The sequence below is a fragment of the Serratia sp. S4 genome, assembly GCF_000347995.1.
Classification (GTDB): Bacteria; Pseudomonadota; Gammaproteobacteria; order Enterobacterales; family Enterobacteriaceae; genus Serratia; species Serratia quinivorans.
This window is the reverse complement of record NZ_KB661120.1, coordinates 4,408,625-4,432,537: the sequence shown is the minus strand read 5'-3', so window position 1 is coordinate 4,432,537 and position 23,913 is coordinate 4,408,625. Positions and strand designations below refer to the sequence as shown.

Sequence of the window (23,913 nt, the reverse complement as noted above, 5' to 3'; positions counted from 1 at the left end):
GGTTATCTGACAGACTGGTTAAACTATGTACAGATTCATGGGTGTTTACGGAGAACGCTATGAGCCATACTCGCTACGAAACTGATGTTGTCGCCTGGGCAAATGAACAGGCTGCTCTTTTGCGCTCCGGAAAATTGTCTGAGATCGATGTTGAAAAGATCGCCGAGGAGATTGAGGACGTGGGAAAGAGCGAGCAAAGGGAACTTGCAAGCCGAATGACGGTGCTGATAGCACACCTGCTGAAATGGAAGTATCAGCCGGCGCGTCGTGGCACCAGCTGGGAAAGAACCATTAAGGCGCAGCGCAAAGAGGTGCTTTATAGCCTGAAAGAGTCACCCAGTTTAAAAAGCAAACTCGGCGATGCAGACTGGCTGGATGTGGTTTGGTCCAAGGCGATAGCGCTGGCGACGACGGAAACCGGGTTGGACGTTTATCCGGAAAACGGGATTTGGGATATTCAGCAGGTGCTTTCCCACGAGTTCTATCCAGATTGAAACAAAAAAAAGCGCTGATAATTCAGCGCTTTTTGCTATTCATCCGCCAGGAACAGCTCCAGCAGCGAGTTCAGGAACAGTTTGCCCTTCTCGGTGATCTGCCAATATTCCGGCGTCTCTTCCAGATAGCCTTTCGCCAGCGCTTCATCCAGCGGGGCGCGGATAGTGCTTTCATCCAGCCCGGTGTAGTTGACGAACTCGGCGCGCGGCGCGGCCTCCAGCAGGCGGAAACGGTTCATAAAGAACTCGAACGGCCGATCCGCCGTCGTCACCTCATGCTGCTTGTCCATATACTTGCCCTGCATAAAACCGCGCGGATGCTTGGTTTTCGCGGTGCGCAGAATGCGGCCGTCGCTGAAGGTCAGTTTGCCGTGTGCGCCACAGCCAATCCCCAGATAGTCGCCAAAGCGCCAGTAGTTGAGGTTGTGCTGGCACTGATAGCCCGGCTTGGCATAGGCCGAGGTTTCATATTGCTGGTAGCCGGCAGCGCTCAGTAACTCATGACCGCGTTCGAAAATATCCCACAGCGCATCGTCGTCCGGCAGTACCGGCGGGCGTGAGCTGAACAGGGTATTGGGTTCGATGGTCAACTGATACCACGACAGGTGCGGCGGGTTCAGGGCAATCGCCTGGCGTAAATCGTCCAGCGCCTCTTCCAGCGACTGGTCCGGCAGACCGTGCATCAGATCGAGGTTAAAGCTGCGCAGGCCGAGACCGGTGGCCAGATGCGCTGCGCGTTTGGCCTCTTCCGGGCCGTGTATGCGCCCCAGACGGGTTAACTTCTCGGCGCTGAAGCTCTGCACCCCGATAGAAATGCGGTTCACTCCGGCCCGCTGATAGCCGCTGAAGCGGTCGGCTTCCACGGTGCCGGGGTTGGCCTCCATGGTGATCTCTGCGCCATCAACGACGTGAATGCGCGCCCGCACGCCGTCCAGCAGCGATTGCATCGCCTCGGCACTCAGCAGGCTGGGGGTGCCGCCGCCGATAAAAATGGTACTGACTTCCCGGCCGGCCACCAGCGGCAGATCGGCATCCAGATCCGCCAGCAGGTGATCAACATATTCCTGATGCGGGACTTCGCCCTTTAACGCATGCGAGTTGAAGTCGCAGTACGGGCATTTCTGCACGCACCACGGGATATGGATGTACAAACTCAGCGGAGGCAACTTAAGCATTACGCATGGCTTCCAGCATCAGTTTCAGCGCCTTGCCACGGTGCGATATCGCGCGTTTTTCGTCGCGGCTCAGTTCGGCGGCGGTGCGGCCCAGTTCCGGGACGTAGAAGATCGGATCGTAGCCAAAACCGCCTTCACCTGCCGCAGTGTCGGTGATTTCACCGGCCCAGCTGCCGTGGAACACCAGCGGCGTTGGATCTTCGGCGTGGCGCAGATACACCAGCACGCAGTGGAACTGAGCGCCACGGCTGCCTTGCGGTATGTCTTTCAGTGCCACCAGCAGTTTGTCGAGGTTTTGCCGGTCAGAGGCGTCAACGCCCGCGTAGCGTGCAGAATAGATGCCCGGCGCACCGCCCAGAGCGTCCACCGCCAGGCCCGAGTCGTCGGCGATCGCCGGCAGGCCGGTGATTTGCGCCGCATGACGGGCTTTCAGGATGGCGTTTTCGATAAACGTCAGGCCGGTTTCCTCGGCAGATTCAACGCCCAGCTCGGTTTGTGCGACCACATTCAGCCCGAAATCGGCCAGCAGGTCGGCGAGTTCGCGCACTTTGCCCGGGTTACCGGTGGCAAGAACGACTTTTTGCATGATGACTACCTTGAAATTTATTCGATTAGCGCCGCGACCACGTCGGGGATCTGTTGCGGATTAACGATGCGTAACTGTTTATGCCGCCCCAGTTCGCCTTTCTCGATGGTGACGTTGCCTTTCGCCACTTTGAACTGTTTGGCGAGAAACTTGATCAGATGAGCGTTAGCCTGGCCGTCTACCGGCGGGGCGGTAATGGCGACTTTAAGTTCGTCGCCATGCAAACCGACAATCTGGTCGCGGCTGGCTTTCGGCTGAATATATAGCCTGATCGCCAGCCCGTCCAGCACCGGGGTTACTGCACTCACAGCAGGAACCAGATCTCACCGAACAGATCCATGCCCAGGTAGTTGATCAGATACAGGATCAGGATCACCACCATCGCCGAAAAATCAATGCCGCCCATCGCCGGCAGAATACGGCGGATAGGGGACATCAAAGGTTCGGTCAGTTGGTACATCAACTGGTCGATTGGGCTTCGGCCCTGGCTTATCCAACTCATCAACGCGCGGATAATCATTACCCAGAAGATCAGGTAACCGGCCGACTTCACCAGCGAGATCAGGCCAAACAGCAGGTTATACGGGCTGAGTGACATTGCGCCGCCCTGGATCAGCAGCAGCAGCGGGTACTTGATGGTCATCAGCAGGAACGCCAGCAGCAGCGATGCGCTGTCGATCGGCCCCATCGATGGGATAATGCGGCGCAGCGGGCCGATTACCGGTTGGGTGATCTTCACGATAAACTGCGCGAATGGGTTGTAAAAGTCAGCGCGTGTCCACTGCATCCAGATACGCAGCAGCAGTACCATGACGTACAGATCAATAACGGTTTTGACCAAAAAAGTCAGCGTTAGCATGTAGTAGCCCTTCTCCTTAACTCTCGATTATTTAAAATGATTTTTCCATTTCCTGCGCGCGGGATACTGCCGCCTGCATGGCTTTGGCCACGGTTGCCGGCAGCTGTTGCTCGTTGAAAACGCGCAGTGCTTCGGCGGTGGTGCCGCCTTTGGAGGTGACCTGCTCACGCAAGGTCGACAATGGCGTATCCGGGTTGGCTTCCACCAGCGCAGCCGCGCCGGAGGCAGCCTGCTGCACCAGATTACGGGCGGTCTGGCTGTCGAAGCCCATACGTTCGGCTTCCTGTTGCATGGCTTCCATAAACAGGAAGAAATAAGCCGGTGCGCTGCCTGCTGTGGCGATCACGCTATTAATGCCGTTTTCATCTTCCACCCAACACACCTTGCCGACTGATGCCATCAAATCGCTGGTGTAGTCGCGGTCCTGTTGGCTGACCTGCTGCGGCGCATACAGGCCGCTCATGCCTTTGCCCACCAGCGATGGGGTATTGGGCATGATGCGCACGATGTTCAGCTTGTCACCCAGCAGTTGATAAAAACGGCTGACCTGGATACCGGCGGCGATCGACAGGACCAGCTTGGCGCTGAAATCCACTCCTTCGCGCAACGGCTGGCAGACGTCGGCCATCATTTGCGGTTTGACTGCCAGCACCACGACATCGGCGGCTTGTGTGCAGGCCAGATTGTCGCTGCTGCTGACGATGCCGTAGTCCGCCGCCAGCGCATCACGGTTTTTGGCCGAAGGTGCGCAGACGCTAATGGATTTGGCCGGATAACCGCCCGCCACCAGGCCGGCGATGATAGCGCGCGCCATGTTGCCGGCGCCAATAAAGGTGATCTTGCGATGCTGCATTAGAATCCCTCGTCAGTATATTAGGCCTGTGAATAATCACGGGCGCCAAAAATGGCGGTGCCAATACGCACCATGGTGCTGCCTGCGGCAATTGCCGCCGTCATGTCATCGGTCATGCCCATCGACAGGGTGTCTACCTGCGGATATTGCTGCTGCAGGGCCAGAAAGGCGTCGCGCATTTGGCCGAATACCGCCAACTGGCTCTGATAATCCTCCTGCGGGGCTGGAATAGCCATCAGCCCGCGCAGTCTGAGGTTAGGCAGGGCGGCAACCGCCTCCGCCAGCGCCGGCAATTCAGCCAGTACAATGCCAGACTTACTCTGCTCATCGCTGATATTTATTTGGATCAGAACGTTAAGCGGCGGCATGTCCGCCGGGCGCTGGTCATTCAGGCGCGAGGCGATACGCAGCCGATCGACGGTGTGACACCAGGCGAAGTTCTCTGCCACCAGTCGGCTCTTGTTGGATTGCAACGGGCCGATAAAGTGCCAATCCAGCGTTGCGCCTTCCGGCTGCGCGGCGAAATGCTGAACCTTATCCACCCCTTCCTGAACATAGTTCTCGCCGAAGGCGCGCTGGCCCGCCGCGATGGCTTCTGCGATCGCCGCCACAGGTTTGGTTTTGCTTACTGCAAGCAGCGTAACTTCTTCTGGAGCGCGTGCGCAGCCTTGAGCGGCCGCGGCAATGCGGTTTCTGACATCCTGCAGATTCTGTTGGATAGTGCTCATTATTGACCCAGGAGATTGATATGGATATCGATGAATTCGTGGCCCTTAGTGTAAAGCATAATGCTTCCGATCTGCACCTTTGTACCGGTCATCGGCCGATGTTGCGCATTGATGGTGAACTTCAGCCGCTGGAAGGGGCGGAAATACTGAGCGAAGCCAGAATGCAACTGCTGTGCAACGGCGTGCTGCAGCCGTTACAACGACAGCAGTTACAACAACAAGGGCAGTTGGATCTGGCGCTTTCGCTGCCGGGTGATATCCGGTTGCGTGCCAATTTTTTTCTGCAAAACCTGGGCGTCTCCGTTGCATTGCGGCTGATAGCGGGCCAATGTCCGACTCTGGCAGCATTGGCGGCGCCAGATATTATCCCTGCGTTGGTGCGACGTGAAGACGGCCTGATCCTGGTGACCGGCGCGACCGGCAGCGGTAAATCCACCACCTTGGCGGCGATGATTGACGACATCAATCAGCACCAGCGGCGGCATATCCTCACGTTGGAAGATCCGATTGAGTTTATCCACCGCAGCAGGCAGTGTTTGATTCAGCAGCGGGAGTTGGGGCGCGACAGCCACAGTTTTGACGACGCATTGCGTGCCGCACTGCGTGAAGATCCGGATGTGATCCTGTTGGGGGAGTTGCGCGATACCGCCACCATCCGCCTTGCTCTGACCGCTGCGGAAACCGGCCACCTGGTACTGGCCACGCTGCATACCCGCAGTGCGCCGCAGGCGGTGGATCGGCTGGTGGATGTTTTTCCGGCGGAAGAAAAGCCCTATGTACGCGCCCAACTGGCCGGGAGCCTGCAGGCGGTGATTGCACAAAAGCTGTTAAGTCGGCCCGGAGGCGGCAGGGTGGCGATTTTTGAGGTGCTGACGGCAACGGCGGCGGTCAGCAGCATGATCCGTGAAGGCAAAACCCATCAGTTGGCCAACGTGCTGCAAACCGGCGGGCAGTCCGGCATGCAGACCTTTGAACAGGGCCTGCAGCAGCGGATCAGCGCCGGCTTACTTGGTGGAGGGCAGGACACTCAGAATAGGGATTAACCCAGCTGCCGCTCAAACCAGCTTTCCAGAATAACCACCGCCGAGGCGGAGTCCACGCTGCCCTTGTCCAACGCGCGGAACCCGCCACGGTCGAACAAATGAGCGCGGGCTTCGACGGTACTCAGGCGCTCATCATGCAGCGCTATCTGTACGCCAAAACGGCCGTGCAGGCGGTTGGCGAACTTGCGTGCTTGTTCGGTCACCAACTGCTCGGTGCCATCCATGTTCAGCGGCAGGCCGACCACCACCAGATCCGGCTGCCACTCTTTGAGCAGTTTTTCGATCTTTTGCCAGTCCGGGGAACCGTCCTGTGCTTTGAAGGCCGCCAGCGCGCGGGCGCTGCCAGTCAGTTCCTGCCCAATGGCGGCGCCAATGCTCTTGGTGCCGAAGTCGAAGGCGATAATGGTGCGGTTGGTCATCAGGCGTGTCCTGCGTGGTTGGCAATGCTGCAGATGTCGATGCCCAGGCGGTTGGCGGCATCACGCCAGCGGCTGGCGATTGGCGTATGGAACAGAATGTCGGTGTCGGCTTCAATGGTCAGCCAGGCGTTTTCCAGCACTTCCTGTTCTAACTGGCCCTTTTCCCAACCGGCATAACCGAGCGCGACCAGCACGTCATCCGGCTGCTCCGGGGTGCCCAGCGTTTCCAGCACGTCTTTCGAGGTGGTGATCATGGTATCCGGCGAGATCTGAATGCTGGAGCCGAAACCCTTGCGCGGCGTATGCAGGATAAAACCGCGATCGTCTGCTAACGGGCCACCGGCAAACACCGGTTTATCGAGGCTGATCGCCGGATCACGTGCCTGTGGCATGATCTTCAGTTTGCTCAGCACCGTTTCCACCGTGAACTGCTCCACCGGTTTATTGATCACCAGGCCCATGGCGCCGTCTTCATTGTGCTCGCAGACGTAAATCACCGAGCGTTTGAAGCGAGGATCCTGAAGTGATGGCATAGCGATAAGAAAATGGTGCTGTAAATTCATGGTGTTATTTAAAATAATCAAGTGGTGGTAAGTTGAACAGCCGCCAGTATGCGGCCATCCCCGTCGCCTTTCAAGCTGATAGCGCCAGTTCGGGGGCAGGGTGGCGGGCGGCAACGCCGCCCGCACTGCGGATTACTTCGCTGCCAGACGCTTTTCGATCGCGTCCATCAGCATACCGGTGACAGACACCGGGAAGGCCGCTTCGATTTCGCGTGCACAGGTTGGGCTGGTGACGTTGATTTCGGTCAGTCGATCGCCAATCACGTCCAGGCCAACGAAAATCAGCCCTTTTTCTTTCAGCGTCGGCGCTACCGCGCGCGCAATTTTCCAGTCGCTTTCGCTGAGCGGACGTGCTTCGCCCCGGCCACCGGCCGCCAGGTTACCACGGGTTTCGCCCTGCGCCGGAATACGCGCCAGGCAGTAAGGCACTGGCTCACCGTCCACCACCAGAATGCGCTTATCGCCTTCCTTGATCGCCGGAATGAAGTTCTGCGCCATGCAGAAACGACTGCCGTGTTCGGTCAGGGTTTCGATAATCACCGACAGGTTAGGGTCATCCTGCTTCACGCGGAAAATCGACGCGCCGCCCATGCCGTCCAGCGGCTTGAGGATGATGTCGCCATGCTGCTGGTGGAATTTACGGATGTGCGCCGCACTGCGGCTGACCAAAGTGTCCGGCGTCAGTTCCGGGAACCAGGCGGTGAACAGCTTTTCGTTGCAGTCACGCAGGCTCTGCGGCTTGTTGACCACCAGCGTGCCCTTGACCTCTGCGCGCTCGAGAATATAGGTCGCGTAGATGTATTCGGTATCGAACGGCGGATCTTTACGCATCAGGATCACGTCCAGATCCTGCAGCGCCAGATCCTGCTCGCTGCCAAAGCTGAACCAGCTCTCTTTATCTTCTTTCACGCTCAGCAGGCGGGTGCGGGCGCGGCCGTCACCGGCGTGCAGATAGAGATCGTCCATCTCCATATAGTGCAGTTCCCAGCCACGGCGCTGCGCTTCGAGCAGCATGGCGAAGCTGGTGTCTTTCTTGATGTTGATGGAAGCGATAGGGTCCATCACGATGCCGAGCTTAATCATCTTTTCTCCTTTAACCCAGATCGCCGAAACGTACCTGCAAAGCGGTAATTGCGGTGAGCGCTGTGGTTTCTGTACGCAGAACGCGTGGCCCCAGCAGGATATCAGTAAATCCGTGGCCTGTGGTCATCGCAATTTCGCCTGTTGATAAACCGCCTTCCGGCCCAATCAGTAACCGGACGTGTTCCACCGGCAGCGGCAGGGTATTAATGCTGTGGCTGGCGCGCGGGTGCAGGTTCAGCTTGAGGCTGCCATCCTGCTCGGCACACCAGGCTTCCAGCTGCATGGCCTCGCGGATTTCCGGGATGCGGTTGCGGCCGCACTGCTCGCAGGCGGCGATGGCAATCTTCTGCCACTGCTGAATTTTTTTCGCCAGGCGTTCTCCGTCCAGCTTCACGCCGCAGCGTTCGGAAAATAGCGGGGTAATGACGTTAACCCCCAGCTCGATGGATTTCTGAATGGTGAACTCCATCTTCTCACCGCGAGAAATCACCTGGCCCAGATGCAGATTGAGCGGTGATTCGCGGTCTTCCAGCTGGCCGGCGCTGAGCTGCACCTGCACGCTTTTCTTGTCGACCTGGGCGATCACGGCGTCAAACACCTGATTGCTGCCGTCGAATAACTGCAGCGCCTGGCCGGCGTTCATGCGCAGTACACGCCCGATATGGTTGGCGGCGTCTTCGCTTAAGAAGATTTCCGCGTTGTCGATCAACGGCTGCGGATGATAAATACGGGGTATGCGCATATGAAAATTCGATCCTGACTAAAGGGTGTAGGCGGCTTGAAAGCGACGGCTATTATAGTAGGTTAGCCCTTTCGTTGCTGGCAAGCCTGCTGAATATACGGATTATGGTTGCCCTGTACCTTAGCGATGCGTGCCTCGCGCAGGCATTCCCATTGGTTGACCGGGTATTGGCGATCCCATACCTCAAAAAGCTGGGTCTGCTGGCGTGAAAGCCGCAGTTGATAACGGTCGCGCATATAGAAGTAGGTGCGGGCGATCGTACCGCGGGCGCGGGCCGGCGGTTCGGCCTGCTTATTTTTGAAGTCCACTTTCATCGGGCACTGGCCGTACTGGCCCTCGCCGCCTTTCCATTGGCTGTACATAAAGTTATTACGATCGCCGTTCACTTCACCTATCGCCGGCTGCAGGTTGTGCAAATCGGTTTCGATTTGGCGGTAACCGGCGTCTTTATTGCAGTTTTTGCGCCCGCCCTGTTGCCAGCACTGTAATTGGTGACCGAATTGCCAGGCCGGTACCACATGTTCCCATTCGATACGTTGCGCACGTTGGGCGTTTTTACGCGCCTGGTAGCCACAACTGTTGAGATCGGGGATGCCTTTTTTACCCTGCCAGTCTATCCGGCAGCCGCAGTAGAAGGAGCCGGGGGCGTCCTGATTGATTTTGGCGGCAGCCGCCTTGGCCTGAGAAAAGTTGTTGATACCCTGCGCCTGTGCGGCACCGGCAGTGAGAACCACCATAAATAAAATTTTGCGAAGCATATTCCAAAACAGCTCAAAATTGGAAAAGCAGGCAGGGTAGCGGAAGTTTGAAGCCGTAGCAAATGGCGATATTTACTTGTTTTAACGTATAAATCGTTACGCTAAACAGGCTCGCCGGCGAAAAATTTCAGTTTGTCGCCACACTGACGGCAGCGATATTCACTTTCTCCGCGCATCACCCGATTGTGGCGGCGCACGGTAAGCTGGTGCAGTTGGCAACCGCAGCGGTAGGGGTAGGTTTTGCTCTGCACCGAGGCAATCTCAAACTGATGGGTACGGCTGGCCGATACCTGTAATACGCTTTCCATCATCCAGCGCCATTCGTTGCCGTGTGGTGGCACGCGGCCAAACTGGCGAAATACCAGCAGGTGCGCCAGTTCATGCGGTACCACTTCATCGATAAACGGCTGCTGATTTTCCATCAGCAACACCGGATTCAGCCGGATTTCCCAGGCTTGCAGCCAGGCGGTGCCAGCGCTGGTTCCGCGTTGCTGGTAAAGGATTTTTGGCTCAGGGAACTCGACGGAAAAATGCTGACGGGCCAGCTGCAGTTTTTCTCGCAGACAGCGCATCACCGCCTGTTGCAGCGCAATGGGGATTCTTGCTTTGTTCATTGTGGCTAGCTTAAGCAAAGGCGCGCCGGCTGGCAATAAGAGGCAAAGCTAATTTGTCAGGGGTTTACCAGGCAGGTTTTTCACCGCATTGATAACCCGATCGACGCTGATGGATTGTAATCATTGTGTTAACTGCGGGATAATGAACCGTACATGCTGAGTCCCTGCCTGTAGGGGACGAATATATTCGTCCCGATTAACACGGGCGCAGTATACAGCGCCCCTACAAATCAGAGGGAATTATGCGATTTAGCGCAATAACCGACTGATTAAAAATACGTAAGGTGTGGGGAGTTTTTTGACGCGGCCTGCCCCGAGCTGGCTGAGTAAGTGTGAATTTAACGCAGCTGATGTTGCAAGTGAGAGATTAATGTCGAATAAACCGTTCCATTATCAAGATCCGTTCCCACTGAAGAAAGACGATACTGAATACTATCTGTTGAGCCGTGACCACGTTTCCGTGAGTGAGTTTGAAGGCCAGGAAGTGCTGAAAGTAGCCCCCGAAGCGTTAACCCTCCTTGCTCAACATGCATTCCATGACGCCTCATTCATGCTGCGCCCGGCGCATCAGCAGCAGGTGGCCGATATCCTTAAGGATCCGGACGCCAGCGAAAACGACAAGTACGTTGCGCTGCAATTTTTACGTAACTCAGAAATCGCCGCCAAGGGTATTTTACCGACCTGTCAGGATACCGGTACCGCCATCATCGTCGGCAAAAAAGGCCAGCGCGTCTGGACCGGCGGCGGTGACGAAGCGGCATTGTCGCGTGGGGTGTACAACACCTTTATCGAAGACAATCTGCGCTACTCGCAAAACGCCGCGCTGGATATGTACAACGAGGTCAACACCGGCAGCAACCTGCCGGCGCAGATCGATCTCTACAGCGTCGACGGTGAAGAATACAAATTCCTGTGCATCGCCAAGGGCGGTGGTTCAGCCAATAAAACCTATCTCTACCAGGAAACCAAAGCGTTGCTGTCACCGGGCAAGCTGAAGGATTATCTGGTCGAGAAAATGCGCACGCTGGGTACCGCGGCCTGCCCGCCTTACCACGTGGCATTCGTTATCGGTGGTACCTCGGCCGAAGCGACGTTGAAAACCGTCAAACTGGCCTCGACCAAGTACTATGACGGCCTGCCGACCGAAGGCAATGAGCACGGTCAGGCATTCCGCGACGTGGTGCTGGAAGAAGAGTTACTCAAAGAAGCGCAGAATTTGGGGTTGGGCGCGCAGTTTGGCGGCAAATACTTTGCGCACGACATTCGCGTGGTGCGTCTGCCGCGCCATGGTGCTTCCTGTCCGGTAGGTATGGGTGTTTCCTGCTCCGCTGACCGTAACATCAAGGGCAAGATTAACCGTGACGGCATCTGGCTGGAGAAGCTGGAGCACAATCCGGGCAAGTTTATTCCGCAAGAACTGCGTCAGGCGGGGGAAGGCGAAGCCGTCAAGATTGACCTCAACCGCCCAATGGCCGATATCCTCAAGCAGCTGTCGCAATTCCCGGTGTCCACCCGCCTGTCGCTGAGCGGCACCATTATCGTGGGGCGTGACATCGCACACGCCAAGCTGAAAGAGCGGCTGGATAACGGCGAAGGTCTGCCGCAGTACGTTAAGGATCATCCGATTTACTACGCCGGCCCGGCCAAAACGCCGGACGGTTACGCTTCAGGTTCTCTGGGGCCAACCACCGCCGGGCGTATGGACTCTTACGTTGATCTGCTGCAGTCCCACGGCGGCAGCATGATCATGCTGGCGAAAGGCAACCGCAGCCAGCAAGTGACCGACGCCTGCCACAAACACGGCGGTTTTTACCTCGGCAGTATTGGTGGCCCGGCGGCGGTGTTGGCGCAACAAAGCATCAAAAGCCTGACCTGCGTCGAATACCCTGAACTGGGGATGGAAGCCATCTGGAAAATCGAAGTGGAAGATTTCCCGGCGTTCATTCTGGTGGATGATAAAGGCAATGACTTCTTCCAGAAGATCCAGGCCGGTCAGTGTTCACGCTGTGTGAAATAACTTTCGTCAATACTTGCCGTCCGCTTTCGGGCGGCAAGTTTCAGGCTTGCTCAGGCCCTGTGTAAAGTCCTGTAGCCCGCTGGACGCCGCGTTTTAACCTGTATACCCTACGTGCGCAGCAGTAATACACGAATAAAGGCATATTTGGCACAGAAGGCTCGGCAACTACATGGAAACGCAAGAAAATCATATCAGGGAACTACTGGTCTGGATTGAAGACAACCTGACCAACCCGCTATCATTGGATATCGTTTCTGCCAAATCAGGCTACTCGAAATGGTATCTGCAGCGAATGTTCAAGACGCAGACCGGTCTGTCGCTGGCCTCCTATATTCGCGCCCGCCGTTTGTATCTCGCCGCTTTTGCCCTGCGCTTCACGCAAAAGAGCATTCTTGATATTTCCATTGAATATCAATTTGATAACCAGCAAACCTTTTCCCGCTGCTTCAAAAAGCACTTTGCCGAATCTCCCAGTGTCTATCGTCATGCCCGCAAGCAGGACTTCAGTCATCTGGTTCGTTCGCTGTCAGCCAACCATCCTGGTGATATTCAGGTTGACCGCATCAAGGTGGCCAAAGGGCAGTATGCGATCAAGGGGAAAAGTTACGCTTACCACCTCGATATTGCCGATTTGGATAAGTCGCATCTGCACATCCGCAGCAAAATCAGAGAGCAGTTCTATCACTCGGTGGCCAGCCGACCGGCGTTGACCTATGCATTGACCCAGTTTATTCCAGATGGAGAGCAGGTCAGAGTGGAATATGCGCTTGGCGTTGCCGAGGACTGCCCGGCCAGTGATGCCGCCGGGCTTGAGCCATGGCCGGAAATTCACGGCGATTATTGCCGCTTTTGTTACTCCGGCAAGCCGGTGGCCTTGCACGACCATGTGGTGCAGATTTACACCCAGGCACTACCGGAATTGGGCCTGGCCCGAAGAGTAGGGCCAGACCTGACGATGTTCAACTATTCGCTGAACGAGCGGGAGGAGTTGCAGCTTGAGCTCCAGCATCTGGTGCCAGTGACTCCAATTGGTTGACCGATCGGACCGCGGTAGTGCGGTTTTTCTGCTGCACGATATCCGCCATTACCGCCAGCGCGATTTCCGCCGGGGTTTTACTGCCGAGTGGTAACCCGATCGGAGCATGAATACGTTCCAGTTCCTGTGGGCTGAATTCGGCAATCTGCTGCAGACGCTGGCGGCGGCGTGCGCTGTTGCGCAATGACCCCATGGCACCGATGTAAAATGCCGGGGTGTGGATCGCTTCCATCAGCGTCAAATCGTCCATGCGCGGATCGTGGGTCAGCGCCACAATCGCCGTATTGGCGTGGCAGCCGCCGTCTTCAATAAACTTGGCCGGGAACTGGCGCAACAATGTGACGTTGCCTCTGAGCTGAGGGGCGAAATTATCCAGCGCCTCCGGCCGATTCTCACAAACCAACACTTCAAAGCCCAGTGAGCTGGCGAAGTCGGCGCAGTACAGCGCTACGCTGGACAGCCCGGCGATCAACAAACGCGGTGCCGCGGCGATATGCAAAGTGACCTGCGGACCACGACGTTCCACCTGGGTGGCGCTGGCGAAATCGGTCAATGTCAGGCTGGTACAGGCATCGGGCAAGGTCAGGCGTTTGACCAGCGCGTGGTGTCCGTTCAGTGCACCGGCAATTTTTGTCAGATAGGCAATACTGTCGTCACCGGCTGGCAGGGATTCGATCAGCACTTCCAGTACGCCGCCGCACGGCAGTGCTACATTCGGCTCCAGACCCCCTTCACCATAACGGATCACCTGGCTGGCCGCCTGATATTCCCCGGCCGCTACGCGCCGCAGAAAATCCTCTTCCACGCAGCCACCCGACAGCGAACCACAGTAATGCCCATCCTGGGTGGCCACCAGCAGCGCTCCTGGCGATCGCGGTGAGGAGCCGTAGGTGTTCAGTACGGTGCACAGCCACACCGGCTGTTGCTTCAGCCAGCTTATCGCCTGGTTGACCACGGTGATATCGAGATGTTGCATAGATGATTTACTCGCTGGCCGGTAGCTGTGACGGAAGATCAATATCCTGCACCACTTCGGACGTTTCAAGAGAAAGCAGGAACACTGGCTGCCCTTTAAGCAGCTCACGTGCGCCATTATCACCGCGCAATTGGCCCAGTTGTTTGCGCAAAATGGCGGAAAACCCGACCGGGTGGCCCGGCTGCTGCTGGAAAGCGGGGCGGACGATGGCGTGTTGCCGTAGGGCGGCCGCCACCTGCCGGAAAACCGTCGGCGTAACGAAGGGCATATCCGCTAAATGGATTAGCCAGCCTTGCCAGTACGGGGTGGCGTTAACGCCGGCGGCGATGGATTCTCCGAGGCCAGAGCTTGGCAGTAGTGTGAACGGAACCTGATAGGCCGCGCAGACCTGCTGTACCAGAAGATTGTCCGGGCGGGTGACCACCCATACCGGCAGATCAGAGGCCAGCGCCTGACGCAGCGTTTGTTCAAATATCGAGCGTCGCTGACCAGAATTATCCGCAAACTCGGCATTCAATTTATTGCCCTCGCCCCCGGCCAGAGAGAAACGCTCTCCACGTCCGGCAGCGGCGATCACTATGCCCGTTGTCATCTTATCCGCCCGAATTTGCGCAACTTATATTACCTTACTAAAAATATGTGTTCTTGAGATGTGTTTTTCTTGAAAACAGCATGTTAATCATCACATAATTTTAGTTATAAGCATATGCTTATGACGTCTACGGCAAGGTCGTCAGCGTTTGCGCAACACCACCGCTGAATACAAAAATACAATAAAGAAGCAAAGGACTTTTTATGAGCAATTTTAGCCCGTCGCGGCGCCGCTTTATCAAAAGCGCCGTGATTGCGGGGGTATCCGTGTACCTCGCGCCACTGTACAGCCGTGCTTATGCCGCGCTGTTTGAGCAAAAAATCCTTCAGTCCCCGAACTGGGATGCCCATGAAAAGCGTATTCGCTTTCGCATCGATGGTCGTGCCAAGGTGATGGGGCAAAAGGTGTTCGCCCGCGACATTCGCGCGGTCGATATGCCGCACTGGCCGCAACAACAGGCGCACGCCTTTATTTTACGCGTCACCAAGGCCGACCGGCTGTTCGAGGGCATCGATCTCTCGTTGCTGGGAGACGATCTGCAGCCCGACCGGCTGGTAACAGCAGAGGATCTGGCGCGTGACGGCCTGGCCTTTCCGGCGTTCTACGGCGACGACATGCTGCTGCCGATCGGCAAAACTCCGGCCTATCTTGGCCAGGCGGTGGCAATTCTGATTTATCACGATTTCGCCCGTTTCCGCTTTGCCAAAGACAAGCTGAAATTCCGTGAGGAAACTCTCAAGTACGGGGCGGAAACCGGCCCGCTGGAGCGGGATCCCTGGGGCACTTTCCGCTATGTGCGCGTGGGTGGCGATAAGCCGTTCGACGACGATCGCTTCTCCAGCCTGAAAGACACGCCGATTTTCCCGGTATCGATGAAGAAACACCTGCCGGTCTGGCCGGAAGGTCGCGAGGGCGGCAAGCTGGATCAGGAAGGGATGTATTACGCCGGCATGATAGCCAATGAGCTGCAAACGCCACCGGAAGACTGGCTGGTGATGTCGCGTCGCTATACTACGCAATCCGTTGATACTTCGGCGCTGGAGCCGGATAACGCCAACGGCTGGTACGATGCCACGACGCAGACCCTGCATCTGGTGGTGCCTACCCAGTCGCCGCAGGAAGTGGCCGACGAAATGCCACGCATGTTGGCCAAACACAATCCGCCGGTGAAACAGCTGATTTTGCACCCGTGCTACACCGTCGGTTACGGTTCGAAAGATCACTTTAACTTCCCGTACTACGGTGCGGTGGCGGCGATGTACGGCGACGGGCACCCGGTACGCCTGGCCAATGACCGTTTCGAACAGTTTCAGACGGCGCTGAAGCGCCATGCCTTCGATATGAATTACCGTATTGCGGTCAACCGTCAAACCGGCGTACTGCAATCATTCCACGGCGAGATGACGGCAGATGGCGGTGGTCGCAGCAACTTTACGCCGTCGGTGGTGATGGTAGCGGCGACGGCGGCACAGTCGATTTACTACTTCCCGAAAAGCGATTTGTCGGCGGTGGGGCTGGCTTCACGCGCCATTGATGCCGGCTCTGCTCGTGGCTACGGCACGCTGCAAAGCATGGCCGCTACCGAGATGATGGTGGATGAACTGGCTGCCGAGCTGAAGATCGACCCGATCGAGTTCCGTTTGCGCAACGTACTCAAATCCGGCATGAAAAATACCCAGGGCGCTATCCCGGCCGGGGCCATTCGTGCCGATGAAGTGCTGGAAAAGGCAGCGAAGCATGAGATGTGGTTGCAACGTGCCCAGCGGAAGGCGGAGTTTGAGAGCCGGCACCCGGGCAAGCGTTATGGCGTTGGCTTTGGCTGCGTGCAAAAAGACTTCGGCACCGGGGCCGAGACCTCGTTCGCTCGCGTCGAGCTGGGGGAAGATGGGCGCATCATGCTGCATCACAGCGGTGCCGAAATGGGAACCGGCATGTCGACCTCACAATCGGTGCTGTGCGCACAGTGGCTGGGCAAACCGGCGGATGAGGCGCACTTCTCGGTGACCGACTGGTCGGTACTGCCGATGGTCACCAGCGGCGATCCTTACATTATGTCGCAGGCCGAACAGGACAAGTTGCAAGCCAACCCGGCCTGGACGCCAAGCTATTGCTCACCGTCCAGCGCCAGCAACTCGGCGTATTACTTTTCCCACAGCACGCGCGAAGCGGCACGTCTGATATTCGATCACGGCCTGTGGCCGGCGGCGATGGCCATTTGGCAATCCGGCCCCGGTGGCGGCCAGGCAGCACCATTAGTGGTGCGCAGAGAAGACGCACGTTGGGTGGAAGGCGGGCTGACCGCGGCCGGCATGGAAGTGCTGAGTCTGGAGCGGTTGGCGAAACAAGCCTACCAGATGGGCGGTATCACCGGTGCGGCGGTACACGTATTTAACCGCTGGCAGTGGGCCGAGGCGGAGTTCACCCTGAGCGCTAAAAGCGAGCGTCTGCCGATTGACGGGCTGGCGGTGCGCAATGCCAATGGCGAGTTTAAAACCTTGTCGCGCAGCCAGGCCTACTATCCACCGACCCAACGCAATAACGCGGCGGTCACCTATTACAGCGCCGTCGGTACCCTGGCGGAAGTGGCGGTGGATATCGCTACCGGTCAGGTGGAGCTGCTGAACCACCATTCAATCATGGAGTGCGGCAATCTGATTGTGCCTGAGCTGGTTTCCGGCCAATTGCAGGGCGGCCTGGCAATGGGGATTGGCCATGCACTGCACGAATATTTACCGCTGTACGAAGACGGGCCTGGTAACGGTACCTGGAACTTTAACCGTTACCATCTGCCGCGCGCCAGCGATGTGGCGGTCTGGAAACAGACCGATGACATCCTGCCCGCGCTGTCGGAAACCGATCCACCCAAAGGCATGGCCGAAGTGGTGATGATCCCGGTAGTTGCGGCACTGGTTAACGCTATCGCCGACGCTACCGGCCACCGTTTCCGTGATTTGCCCGTTCGTGCAGAAAATATTCGTGAGGTATTACAATGAGCATTAAAACCCAGCCGATTTCCCTGACCATCAATGAAAAACAGTACGGCCCGATCGAAGTACCGGAAGGGCTGATGATGATCGACTTCCTGCACGAATATCTCGACCTGACCGGTTCGCGTCTTGGCTGCGGTCAGGGGATCTGTCACGCCTGCGTGGCGATTGTCGATCACCCGAGCGGCACCAGTGAGGAAGTGCGTACCTGTATCACCGGCGCGCATTTCTTCAGCGGCAAGAAAGTGCGCACCGTCGAAGGCCACGCCAAGGTGGATGATCAGGGAGAAGTGGTCGAGCTTTCGCCGATCCAGCAGGCTTTCCTGGAGCATTACAGTTTCCAGTGCGGTTACTGCACGCCGGGCTTTGTTAACGCCGCCACTATTTTTGTCGAGAAGCTCAAGCGCGAGCCGATTGCCCGCGATCAACTGGAAAGCGCGATTGAACAGGCGCTGGACAGCCATATCTGCCGCTGTACCGGCTATGTGCGTTACTACGAAGCGGTACGCGACGTGGTGCTGAAGACCCCAGGTCTGGTGAAGGAGACGGCGCAATGAAAAAACGTCTCGCACTGCTGATCCTGCTGGTGGTGATTATCGTCATCGCCGTGCTGTGGTGGCGTGAAAATCGCCATTACGACGGCCCGGTACAGCAGGTAACCGCCAGCACCGAACAGGTTGCCCGTGGCCGCTATCTGGCTCAGGCCGCCGACTGTGCCGCCTGCCATACCGCCAGTGGTGGCGCGCCAATGGCAGGGGGGTATCCGCTGGATACGCCGTTCGGCACTATCTATGGCAGTAACCTGACGCCTTCGGCCGATCAGGGGATCGGCCGCTGGACCAAGGACGATTTCTTCCTGGCGGTGACCCAGGGCGTGGCACCGGGCGGTCGTCATCTGTATCCGGCGATGCCTTATACCTCGTATAAAGGCATGTCGCGTCAGGATGCTGATGATATCTATGCCTATCTGATGACCCGTCCGGCGGTGGATGTTGCCATTCCGGAAAATGCCATGCCGTTCCCGTTTAACCAACGCATGGCGCTGATTGGCTGGAATCTGTTGTTCCGCAGTCAGGATCCGCTGCCGGTCAGTTCGCAGGGTGATTCGGCGCAGTGGCAACGCGGCCGTTATCTGGCGGATACGCTGGGCCACTGTGGGGAATGCCACACGCCACGCGGTATGCTGGGTCAAATGAATCTGACTAAACCTATGCAGGGCGGTGATCTTGGGCGCTTTATGGCACCGGACATCACCCCGCACGGGTTGGCGCAGCGCGGCTGGACGCCGGACGATCTGAACCGCTTCCTCTCGACCGGCCTGGCACCGCAGGGTTCCGCCTTTAGCGAGATGCATATGGTGGTGAGTCTCAGCACCCGTCATCTGACGCCGGAAGATGGTCAGGCGCTGGCGACCTATCTGATGGGTGAACAGCCGCCGGCGGCTGTGCCGGTTAAAATCGGTCAGGGCAGCGATGCCGGACGCATCAGTTATCAGGATCAGTGCTCCGGTTGCCATGCGCGTGAAGGCCAGGGTAAGCCTCATGTGGCGGTCGCGATGCGTGATAACGCTACGCTGCGCCAACCGGACGCTAAAAACCTGATTGTCTCGATACTGGACGGTTTACCGGCCCAGCAATTCCCTAACGGCGAAAGCATGCAGAGCATGCCGGCCTTTGGCGAACGTCTCGATGATGCACAGGTGGCGGAACTGGTGAACTACCTGCGTGTGACCTGGGGCGGGTTGCCGGCGGATGTGACGGCCGAGCAGGTGAAAGCGCTACGTAAGTAAGGTTCAATGGAAAAATGGCTCGGCATATCGAGCCATTTGAGTTTGATGACAAAGTTGTCTTTGAATCCGAGATACCCGGGCCTAGCGCACCGAGGGGCGCTCCGGCGGGCAAGCCGCTACGACCCCTTCGGCACGTTCTCCCTAATAACGGGCTTTGTCAGTAGTCTGAAATGGCTCGGCATATCGAGCCATTTTTTATTAACGATTATCTGCCGGGGGTTCACCCAATACCGGCATTCCTTCCTCATCCCATTCCAGCGGTTTAATCCGTGTATGACGATTTGGGTCATAGAGCGGATCCCCTTCGATTTCCGTGTAATTACGCGCATGGTAAACCAAGATATCTCGCCCCTGTTCATCCAGGGTAAAACTGTTGTGCCCGGGGCCGAACTGGCGGTTTTTTACGCTGGTGCGAAACACGGGCTGTTCGAGCTTATGCCATTGGGCGGCATCGGTGATGTCGCTGTCGATATCGGCCCATAACAGACCGAGGCAATAATTCTCGTCGGTCGCGCTGGCGGAGTAGCTGATAAATATTCTTTGGCCATGGGCGATCACCGCCGGTCCTTCATTGACCGAGAACCCGACGGTTTCCCAAGGGAGTTCAGGTTGGCTGAGCATCACCGGCCGGCCCTTCAGCGTCCAGGGATCTTCCATTTCGGCCAAATACAGGTTGGAGTTGCCGTGGATCGCAGGATCCTTCTGCGCCCAAAGATAATAGTGTTTGCCACGATGTTCGAAGTGGGTGGCGTCGAGGGAGAAACTGTCGATATGGGTATAAATTCGGCCTTTTTCCTCCCACTCTCCGGTCAGCGGGTTGGCAGCGCTGCATTCCAGAGCAAACATTCGGTGCTGGAACAGGCCATTGGCAATCTCCGGGCTATGGGCTGCGGCGAAGTATAAATACCATTTGCCGTTAATAAAGTGCAGTTCCGGCGCCCAGATTAAATGGCTCATCGGTCCCTGCTGTGGTTTTCGCCATACCACCGTCGGGCTGGCTTGCGCCAGTTCGCTGAGGCTACGCGCGCGCCGAAGTTCTAACCGGTCATATTCCGGTACCGAGGCGGTGAAGTAGTAATAGCCATCGCTGTGGCGCAAAACAAAGGGATCGGCCCGCTGTTCAATCAAGGGATTAGGGTAGTCGCGCATCGCAGGCTCCTTACGGGGTTCGGGTTTTTAGTTGCTGCTCAGAGTAGTCGGTTAGCTCGCGGTAATTAATGCGTCGCTTTTCCAGGTCGATCTGAATCTGACGCATCAGTTGGCGATCAACCTTCAGCAGGCGTACCACGCCGGCAGTGATCAGATATCCGATACCGGGGATCACGGTGAACAACAGCACGATGCTGTTAAGTGCGCCAGCGCTTTGGCTGACCGCATCGGCCTGATAGCCGGACAGCGACATCAGGAAGCCCACCATGGCGCCGGCCACCGCCAGCCCGACTTTAAGGAAGAACAGATTGCCGGAAAAACTGATGCCGGTGATGCGCTTGCCGGTTTTCCATTCGCCGTAATCGTCCACGTCGGCCATTAACGACCAGTGCAGCGGCGAAGGGATCTGATGCAGGATATTCAGCAGGAAATAGGCGGCGACGATCAGCGAAGTGAACTGAGGGTTGAGGAAATAGAAGCCGCACGAAAACGCCGCCAGCAAAATATTGGTCCAGAAGAACACTTTCAGTTTGCAGAAGCGATCGGTCAGGGGCTTGGCCAATGCGCTGCCAACCATCATGCCAACGACGCCCAGCGCGATAAACAGACTGGCAAAGGAGGTTGATTGTTGCATGACGTAGGTGACGTAATACATGGTGGCGGCCATGCGGATAAAACCGGGGCAGACGTTGCAAAACGTCAGCAGCAGAATGCGCACCCACTGATCGTTTTTCCACACGTCTCTCAGATCGGATTTAAGGGCGTCATGGGTTGGCACTGCCGGACGTATACGTTCTTTGACCGTGGCAAAGCAGAACAGAAACATGAACAGGGCAATCAGTGCCAATACACCCATTGCCATCTGATAGCCACGCGCCTTGTTTGCGCCGCCAAACCATTCAGCCATTGGCAGCAGCGTCAGGGACAGGATCAGGGTAGCGATACCGACCAGGATAAAACGGTAGGACTGACAGGAGACCCGTTCGTGCGGATCGGCGGTGATCACGCCGCCCAGCGAACAGTAGGGGATATTGATCGCCGTGTAGGTCAGCGACATCAAGAAGTAAGTGGCGAAGGCATAGACCACTTTGCTGTTGTAGCTCCATTCCGGTGTCGTAAACATCAACACGCTGAATAATACATATGGCAGGGAGATCCACAGCAACCAGGGGCGAAAGCGACCCCAACGGCTTTGGGTGCGATCGGCTATCGCTCCCATAATCGGGTCGGTGACGGCATCCAGCACGCGAACCGACAGCAGCAGCACGCCGACCAGCGCAGGCGTCAGACCGTAGATGTCAGTATAGAAATAGTTGAGAAACAGCATAATCGCTCCGCCGATCATGTTGCAGCCGGCATCTCCCATGCCGTAGCCAATCTTTTCTTTTATTGAAAGGGCATTGCTCTTCATGGACATTTTCTCCGAACTGGCAGGATCTGACTGAGTGGCAACGATTATTGTCCCGGTTGGCGGCGAGTTATCAGAAGTGAATGGTTGTAGAGATGGACAAATCCACCGTGGCGGGGAAACTGTGAGCCAGCTGGCAAAATAGTCGGCAATAAAAAGGCCCACAGTTTGCACTGCGGGCCTTGTTTTTTCGGCTTGGTTACCCGCGACCGGCTGCGCTCACGGCACGCTGGCTGCGCTGTTTAATGGCATAGCCGATGCCTAAAATGGCGACCCAAACCGGGATCAGCAACACCGAGATTTGGATCCCCGGCGTCAGGTACATGATCACCAGAATAGCGGCCATAAACACCAGGCACAGATAGTTGCTGAACGGGTACCAGAAGGCTTTGAACTTCGGTTCAACACCTTCGCGGTTCTTGGCTGCGCGGAACTTCAGATGTGCCAGGCTGATCATCGCCCAGTTGATCACCAGTGCCGACACCACCAACGCCATCAGCAGTTCGAAGGCACGGCCGGGGATCAGGTAGTTAATCAGTACGCAGAACGCCGTGGCGGTGGCGGAAACGGCAATCGCAATGACAGGGACGCCGCGACCGTCGACTTTCAGCAGGCTTTTCGGCCCGTTGCCCTGTTTTGCCAGGCCGTACAGCATGCGGCTGTTGCAGTAGACGCAGCTGTTGTATACCGACAGCGCGGCGGTCAACACCACCACGTTCAGCACCGTTGCTACCAGGTTGCTGTTCAGCGCGTGGAAGATCAGTACGAACGGGCTACCGCCTTCAACCACTTTACCCCACGGGTACAGCGACAACAGAATGGTCAGTGAACCGATATAGAACAGCAGGATGCGGTAGATAACCTGGTTGGTCGCTTTGGGAATGCTTTTCTGCGGGTTGTCGGCTTCTGCCGCGGTGATGCCCACCAACTCCAGCCCACCGAACGAGAACATGATCACCGCCATCGCCATCACCAGCCCCATGACGCCGTTCGGGAAGAACCCGCCCTGCGCCCACAGATTGGTCACTGTGGCTTCCGGCCCGCCCATGCCGCTGAACAGCAGGTAGGCACCGAACACGATCATGCCGATAATCGCCACGACCTTGATGATGGCGAACCAGAATTCCATCTCGCCATACACCTTCACGTTTGCCAGGTTGATGGCATTAATCGCCAGGAAGAATACGGCTGCCGACACCCAGGTCGGGATCTCCGGCCACCAGTACTGCACATAGATCCCCACCGCGGTCAGTTCCGCCATGGCTACCAGGACGTACAGCACCCAGTAGTTCCAGCCGGAAGCGAAGCCGGCGAAGTTACCCCAGTATTTATAGGCGAAGTGGCTAAAGGAACCGGCCACCGGCTCTTCGACCACCATTTCACCCAGTTGGCGCATGATCAGAAATGCGATAAAGCCGCCAATGGCATAACCGAGAATGACCGAAGGGCCGGCCATCTTTATTGTTTGCGCGATGCCGAGAAATAGCCCGGTACCAATAGCGCCCCCTAGTGCAATAAGCTGAATATGGCGGTTTTTAAGGCCGCGTTTCAGCTGGTCGCCATCATGCTGTTGACCATCCATCAATCAAACCCTCTGTCGTTGCAGAATTACTCACATGCTGTAAAGCAGTGGTTACGATGTGTGTTTTGTTTTATTTACGGCGTTATATCTATTAATTCCACGGAGCCGCTACCGTTTGGCAAAGAATAATGTTATGCGCGCCAGTTTGCACCTGCTTTATGTAGTGAGTGATTAAGATTTCAGCAGTTTAGGAAACAAAATGCGGGTTGTGTGACGACAGGGGGGATTCAATGCATGAAATAAGCATTAACTCACATAATGCGCAAAAATAATTTAGCTCTGGCGGTTTGTCGGTGGCGAAATATTAACCGGCTGAACGCACCTTTTGCGATGTAAATAGGTATTCGTCAAAGTTTAATAAACATGCAATAGAATTCTACTTTAGAGACTTCAGTCTGCCTGACGGCAGGTTTCGCAAAAGTTAAATCAAAAACCTACCTCGTAAATGGTATTACCAAGC

General features: G+C 56.7%; 24 protein-coding genes. 7 read left to right on the top strand and 17 right to left on the bottom strand.

Annotated elements, in window-relative coordinates; genetic code table 11:
• Nucleotides 1–59: 59 nt before the first annotated feature.
• Nucleotides 60–494: a DUF29 domain-containing protein gene (locus SERS4_RS0121345; protein WP_012146738.1), complete on the top strand. Its 435-nt coding sequence runs from the start codon at nt 60–62 to the stop codon at nt 492–494.
• A gap of 35 nt (nt 495–529) precedes the next feature.
• On the opposite strand, the gene hemW is transcribed toward SERS4_RS0121345, so the two are convergent.
• From hemW to SERS4_RS0121315, 6 genes are read right to left on the bottom strand one after another with little or no spacing between them, the layout of a single operon-like run.
• Nucleotides 530–1,669 carry a radical SAM family heme chaperone HemW gene (gene hemW, locus SERS4_RS0121340; protein WP_012146737.1) on the bottom strand — a complete coding sequence of 380 codons (1,140 nt, stop codon included), beginning with the start codon at nt 1,667–1,669 and terminating at the stop codon, nt 530–532.
• Nucleotides 1,662–2,255: an XTP/dITP diphosphatase gene (locus tag SERS4_RS0121335; protein WP_017893965.1), complete on the bottom strand. Its 594-nt coding sequence runs from the start codon at nt 2,253–2,255 to the stop codon at nt 1,662–1,664. The genes hemW and SERS4_RS0121335 overlap by 8 nt, the downstream gene beginning before the upstream one ends.
• 17 nt (nt 2,256–2,272) lie before the next feature.
• Nucleotides 2,273–2,563, bottom strand: a complete 291-nt coding sequence (yggU, locus tag SERS4_RS0121330; protein ID WP_012146735.1) for a DUF167 family protein YggU — start codon at nt 2,561–2,563, stop codon at nt 2,273–2,275.
• A complete protein-coding gene (locus tag SERS4_RS0121325; protein ID WP_012146734.1) occupies nt 2,560–3,114 on the bottom strand; it encodes a YggT family protein in 555 nt (184 codons plus the stop codon). The genes yggU and SERS4_RS0121325 overlap by 4 nt, the downstream gene beginning before the upstream one ends.
• A 31-nt stretch (nt 3,115–3,145) precedes the next feature.
• Nucleotides 3,146–3,967, bottom strand: coding sequence for a pyrroline-5-carboxylate reductase (gene proC, locus SERS4_RS0121320; RefSeq protein ID WP_017893964.1), 822 nt, complete (start codon nt 3,965–3,967; stop codon nt 3,146–3,148).
• 20 nt (nt 3,968–3,987) lie between these two features.
• Nucleotides 3,988–4,695, bottom strand: coding sequence for a YggS family pyridoxal phosphate-dependent enzyme (locus tag SERS4_RS0121315; protein ID WP_017893963.1), 708 nt, complete (start codon nt 4,693–4,695; stop codon nt 3,988–3,990).
• 20 nt (nt 4,696–4,715) lie between these two features.
• Between SERS4_RS0121315 and SERS4_RS0121310 the strand changes: the two genes are divergently transcribed.
• Nucleotides 4,716–5,738 (top strand): type IV pilus twitching motility protein PilT, encoded by a 1,023-nt coding sequence (locus SERS4_RS0121310; protein WP_017893962.1) that lies wholly within the window; start codon nt 4,716–4,718, stop codon nt 5,736–5,738.
• Here SERS4_RS0121310 and ruvX read toward each other — a convergent pair.
• The 6 genes from ruvX to SERS4_RS0121280 form a co-directional block, all read right to left on the bottom strand.
• Nucleotides 5,735–6,157: a Holliday junction resolvase RuvX gene (gene ruvX, locus SERS4_RS0121305; RefSeq protein WP_017893961.1), complete on the bottom strand. Its 423-nt coding sequence runs from the start codon at nt 6,155–6,157 to the stop codon at nt 5,735–5,737. The two genes, SERS4_RS0121310 and ruvX, sit on opposite strands and share 4 nt — an antisense overlap.
• Nucleotides 6,157–6,720 (bottom strand): YqgE/AlgH family protein, encoded by a 564-nt coding sequence (locus tag SERS4_RS0121300; RefSeq protein ID WP_026142523.1) that lies wholly within the window; start codon nt 6,718–6,720, stop codon nt 6,157–6,159. The genes ruvX and SERS4_RS0121300 overlap by 1 nt, the downstream gene beginning before the upstream one ends.
• A 132-nt stretch (nt 6,721–6,852) precedes the next feature.
• Nucleotides 6,853–7,803, bottom strand: a complete 951-nt coding sequence (gene gshB, locus SERS4_RS0121295; protein WP_012146728.1) for a glutathione synthase — start codon at nt 7,801–7,803, stop codon at nt 6,853–6,855.
• 10 nt (nt 7,804–7,813) lie between these two features.
• Nucleotides 7,814–8,545: a 16S rRNA (uracil(1498)-N(3))-methyltransferase gene (gene rsmE, locus SERS4_RS0121290; protein ID WP_017893959.1), complete on the bottom strand. Its 732-nt coding sequence runs from the start codon at nt 8,543–8,545 to the stop codon at nt 7,814–7,816.
• Nucleotides 8,546–8,607: 62 nt separating this feature from the next.
• The gene (gene endA / locus SERS4_RS0121285) at nt 8,608–9,303 is read right to left on the bottom strand and encodes a deoxyribonuclease I (RefSeq protein ID WP_017893958.1); all 696 of its coding nucleotides are present in this window, start codon (nt 9,301–9,303) and stop codon (nt 8,608–8,610) included.
• A gap of 101 nt (nt 9,304–9,404) precedes the next feature.
• Nucleotides 9,405–9,917, bottom strand: coding sequence for a SprT family zinc-dependent metalloprotease (locus SERS4_RS0121280; RefSeq protein ID WP_012146725.1), 513 nt, complete (start codon nt 9,915–9,917; stop codon nt 9,405–9,407).
• 370 nt (nt 9,918–10,287) lie between these two features.
• Here SERS4_RS0121280 and fumA point away from each other — a divergent pair, with 370 nt between their 5' ends.
• Together fumA and SERS4_RS0121270 are read left to right on the top strand one after the other, a co-directional pair.
• Entirely contained in the window at nt 10,288–11,934 is a 1,647-nt protein-coding gene (fumA, locus tag SERS4_RS0121275) for a class I fumarate hydratase FumA (RefSeq protein WP_017893957.1), read from the top strand.
• Nucleotides 11,935–12,103: 169 nt separating this feature from the next.
• On the top strand, nt 12,104–12,970 hold the full coding sequence (locus SERS4_RS0121270) for a helix-turn-helix domain-containing protein (RefSeq protein WP_017893956.1): 867 nt from the start codon (nt 12,104–12,106) through the stop codon (nt 12,968–12,970).
• On the opposite strand, the gene SERS4_RS0121265 is transcribed toward SERS4_RS0121270, so the two are convergent.
• Together SERS4_RS0121265 and SERS4_RS0121260 are read right to left on the bottom strand one after the other, a co-directional pair.
• Nucleotides 12,894–13,946, bottom strand: a complete 1,053-nt coding sequence (locus tag SERS4_RS0121265; protein ID WP_012146722.1) for an XdhC family protein — start codon at nt 13,944–13,946, stop codon at nt 12,894–12,896. The genes SERS4_RS0121270 and SERS4_RS0121265 overlap by 77 nt on opposite strands.
• A gap of 7 nt (nt 13,947–13,953) precedes the next feature.
• Nucleotides 13,954–14,538: an NTP transferase domain-containing protein gene (locus SERS4_RS0121260; protein WP_017893955.1), complete on the bottom strand. Its 585-nt coding sequence runs from the start codon at nt 14,536–14,538 to the stop codon at nt 13,954–13,956.
• A gap of 203 nt (nt 14,539–14,741) precedes the next feature.
• Between SERS4_RS0121260 and SERS4_RS0121255 the strand changes: the two genes are divergently transcribed.
• Genes SERS4_RS0121255 through SERS4_RS0121245 form a run of 3 tightly spaced genes read left to right on the top strand, consistent with a single transcriptional unit; the run spans nt 14,742 to nt 19,314 of the window.
• Nucleotides 14,742–17,531: a xanthine dehydrogenase family protein molybdopterin-binding subunit gene (locus tag SERS4_RS0121255; RefSeq protein WP_017893954.1), complete on the top strand. Its 2,790-nt coding sequence runs from the start codon at nt 14,742–14,744 to the stop codon at nt 17,529–17,531.
• Nucleotides 17,528–18,082: a (2Fe-2S)-binding protein gene (locus SERS4_RS0121250; protein WP_012146719.1), complete on the top strand. Its 555-nt coding sequence runs from the start codon at nt 17,528–17,530 to the stop codon at nt 18,080–18,082. Before SERS4_RS0121255 ends, SERS4_RS0121250 begins: the two co-directional genes overlap by 4 nt.
• Nucleotides 18,079–19,314, top strand: a complete 1,236-nt coding sequence (locus SERS4_RS0121245) for a c-type cytochrome (protein WP_017893953.1) — start codon at nt 18,079–18,081, stop codon at nt 19,312–19,314. The genes SERS4_RS0121250 and SERS4_RS0121245 overlap by 4 nt, the downstream gene beginning before the upstream one ends.
• A gap of 198 nt (nt 19,315–19,512) precedes the next feature.
• On the opposite strand, the gene SERS4_RS0121240 is transcribed toward SERS4_RS0121245, so the two are convergent.
• The 3 genes from SERS4_RS0121240 to SERS4_RS0121230 all read right to left on the bottom strand — a co-directional run bounded on the left by SERS4_RS0121240 (nt 19,513) and on the right by SERS4_RS0121230 (nt 23,453).
• A complete protein-coding gene (locus tag SERS4_RS0121240) occupies nt 19,513–20,463 on the bottom strand; it encodes a family 43 glycosylhydrolase (RefSeq protein WP_017893952.1) in 951 nt (316 codons plus the stop codon).
• Between the two features lie 10 nt (nt 20,464–20,473).
• Complete coding sequence (locus tag SERS4_RS0121235) at nt 20,474–21,874, bottom strand: glycoside-pentoside-hexuronide (GPH):cation symporter (protein ID WP_017893951.1); 1,401 nt, start codon at nt 21,872–21,874, stop codon at nt 20,474–20,476.
• A 196-nt stretch (nt 21,875–22,070) separates the two neighbouring features.
• A complete protein-coding gene (locus tag SERS4_RS0121230; protein WP_017893950.1) occupies nt 22,071–23,453 on the bottom strand; it encodes an amino acid permease in 1,383 nt (460 codons plus the stop codon).
• Nucleotides 23,454–23,913: the final 460 nt, after the last annotated feature.

What these genes read in the sequence shown, in the direction of transcription:
- SERS4_RS0121235 (WP_017893951.1), bottom strand. Translation starts at nt 21,874, where the DNA reads ATGAAGAGCAATGCCCTTTCAATAAAAGAAAAGATTGGCTACGGCATG.
- proC (WP_017893964.1), bottom strand. Translation starts at nt 3,967, where the DNA reads ATGCAGCATCGCAAGATCACCTTTATTGGCGCCGGCAACATGGCGCGC.
- SERS4_RS0121250 (WP_012146719.1), top strand. Translation starts at nt 17,528, where the DNA reads ATGAGCATTAAAACCCAGCCGATTTCCCTGACCATCAATGAAAAACAG.
- SERS4_RS0121255 (WP_017893954.1), top strand. Translation starts at nt 14,742, where the DNA reads ATGAGCAATTTTAGCCCGTCGCGGCGCCGCTTTATCAAAAGCGCCGTG.
- SERS4_RS0121325 (WP_012146734.1), bottom strand. Translation starts at nt 3,114, where the DNA reads ATGCTAACGCTGACTTTTTTGGTCAAAACCGTTATTGATCTGTACGTC.
- fumA (WP_017893957.1), top strand. Translation starts at nt 10,288, where the DNA reads ATGTCGAATAAACCGTTCCATTATCAAGATCCGTTCCCACTGAAGAAA.
- SERS4_RS0121315 (WP_017893963.1), bottom strand. Translation starts at nt 4,695, where the DNA reads ATGAGCACTATCCAACAGAATCTGCAGGATGTCAGAAACCGCATTGCC.
- SERS4_RS0121270 (WP_017893956.1), top strand. Translation starts at nt 12,104, where the DNA reads ATGGAAACGCAAGAAAATCATATCAGGGAACTACTGGTCTGGATTGAA.
- ruvX (WP_017893961.1), bottom strand. Translation starts at nt 6,157, where the DNA reads ATGACCAACCGCACCATTATCGCCTTCGACTTCGGCACCAAGAGCATT.
- SERS4_RS0121300 (WP_026142523.1), bottom strand. Translation starts at nt 6,720, where the DNA reads ATGAATTTACAGCACCATTTTCTTATCGCTATGCCATCACTTCAGGAT.
- SERS4_RS0121260 (WP_017893955.1), bottom strand. Translation starts at nt 14,538, where the DNA reads ATGACAACGGGCATAGTGATCGCCGCTGCCGGACGTGGAGAGCGTTTC.
- gshB (WP_012146728.1), bottom strand. Translation starts at nt 7,803, where the DNA reads ATGATTAAGCTCGGCATCGTGATGGACCCTATCGCTTCCATCAACATC.
- SERS4_RS0121280 (WP_012146725.1), bottom strand. Translation starts at nt 9,917, where the DNA reads ATGAACAAAGCAAGAATCCCCATTGCGCTGCAACAGGCGGTGATGCGC.
- SERS4_RS0121265 (WP_012146722.1), bottom strand. Translation starts at nt 13,946, where the DNA reads ATGCAACATCTCGATATCACCGTGGTCAACCAGGCGATAAGCTGGCTG.
- SERS4_RS0121245 (WP_017893953.1), top strand. Translation starts at nt 18,079, where the DNA reads ATGAAAAAACGTCTCGCACTGCTGATCCTGCTGGTGGTGATTATCGTC.
- SERS4_RS0121310 (WP_017893962.1), top strand. Translation starts at nt 4,716, where the DNA reads ATGGATATCGATGAATTCGTGGCCCTTAGTGTAAAGCATAATGCTTCC.
- rsmE (WP_017893959.1), bottom strand. Translation starts at nt 8,545, where the DNA reads ATGCGCATACCCCGTATTTATCATCCGCAGCCGTTGATCGACAACGCG.
- hemW (WP_012146737.1), bottom strand. Translation starts at nt 1,669, where the DNA reads ATGCTTAAGTTGCCTCCGCTGAGTTTGTACATCCATATCCCGTGGTGC.
- endA (WP_017893958.1), bottom strand. Translation starts at nt 9,303, where the DNA reads ATGCTTCGCAAAATTTTATTTATGGTGGTTCTCACTGCCGGTGCCGCA.
- SERS4_RS0121230 (WP_017893950.1), bottom strand. Translation starts at nt 23,453, where the DNA reads ATGGATGGTCAACAGCATGATGGCGACCAGCTGAAACGCGGCCTTAAA.
- SERS4_RS0121335 (WP_017893965.1), bottom strand. Translation starts at nt 2,255, where the DNA reads ATGCAAAAAGTCGTTCTTGCCACCGGTAACCCGGGCAAAGTGCGCGAA.
- SERS4_RS0121240 (WP_017893952.1), bottom strand. Translation starts at nt 20,463, where the DNA reads ATGCGCGACTACCCTAATCCCTTGATTGAACAGCGGGCCGATCCCTTT.
- SERS4_RS0121345 (WP_012146738.1), top strand. Translation starts at nt 60, where the DNA reads ATGAGCCATACTCGCTACGAAACTGATGTTGTCGCCTGGGCAAATGAA.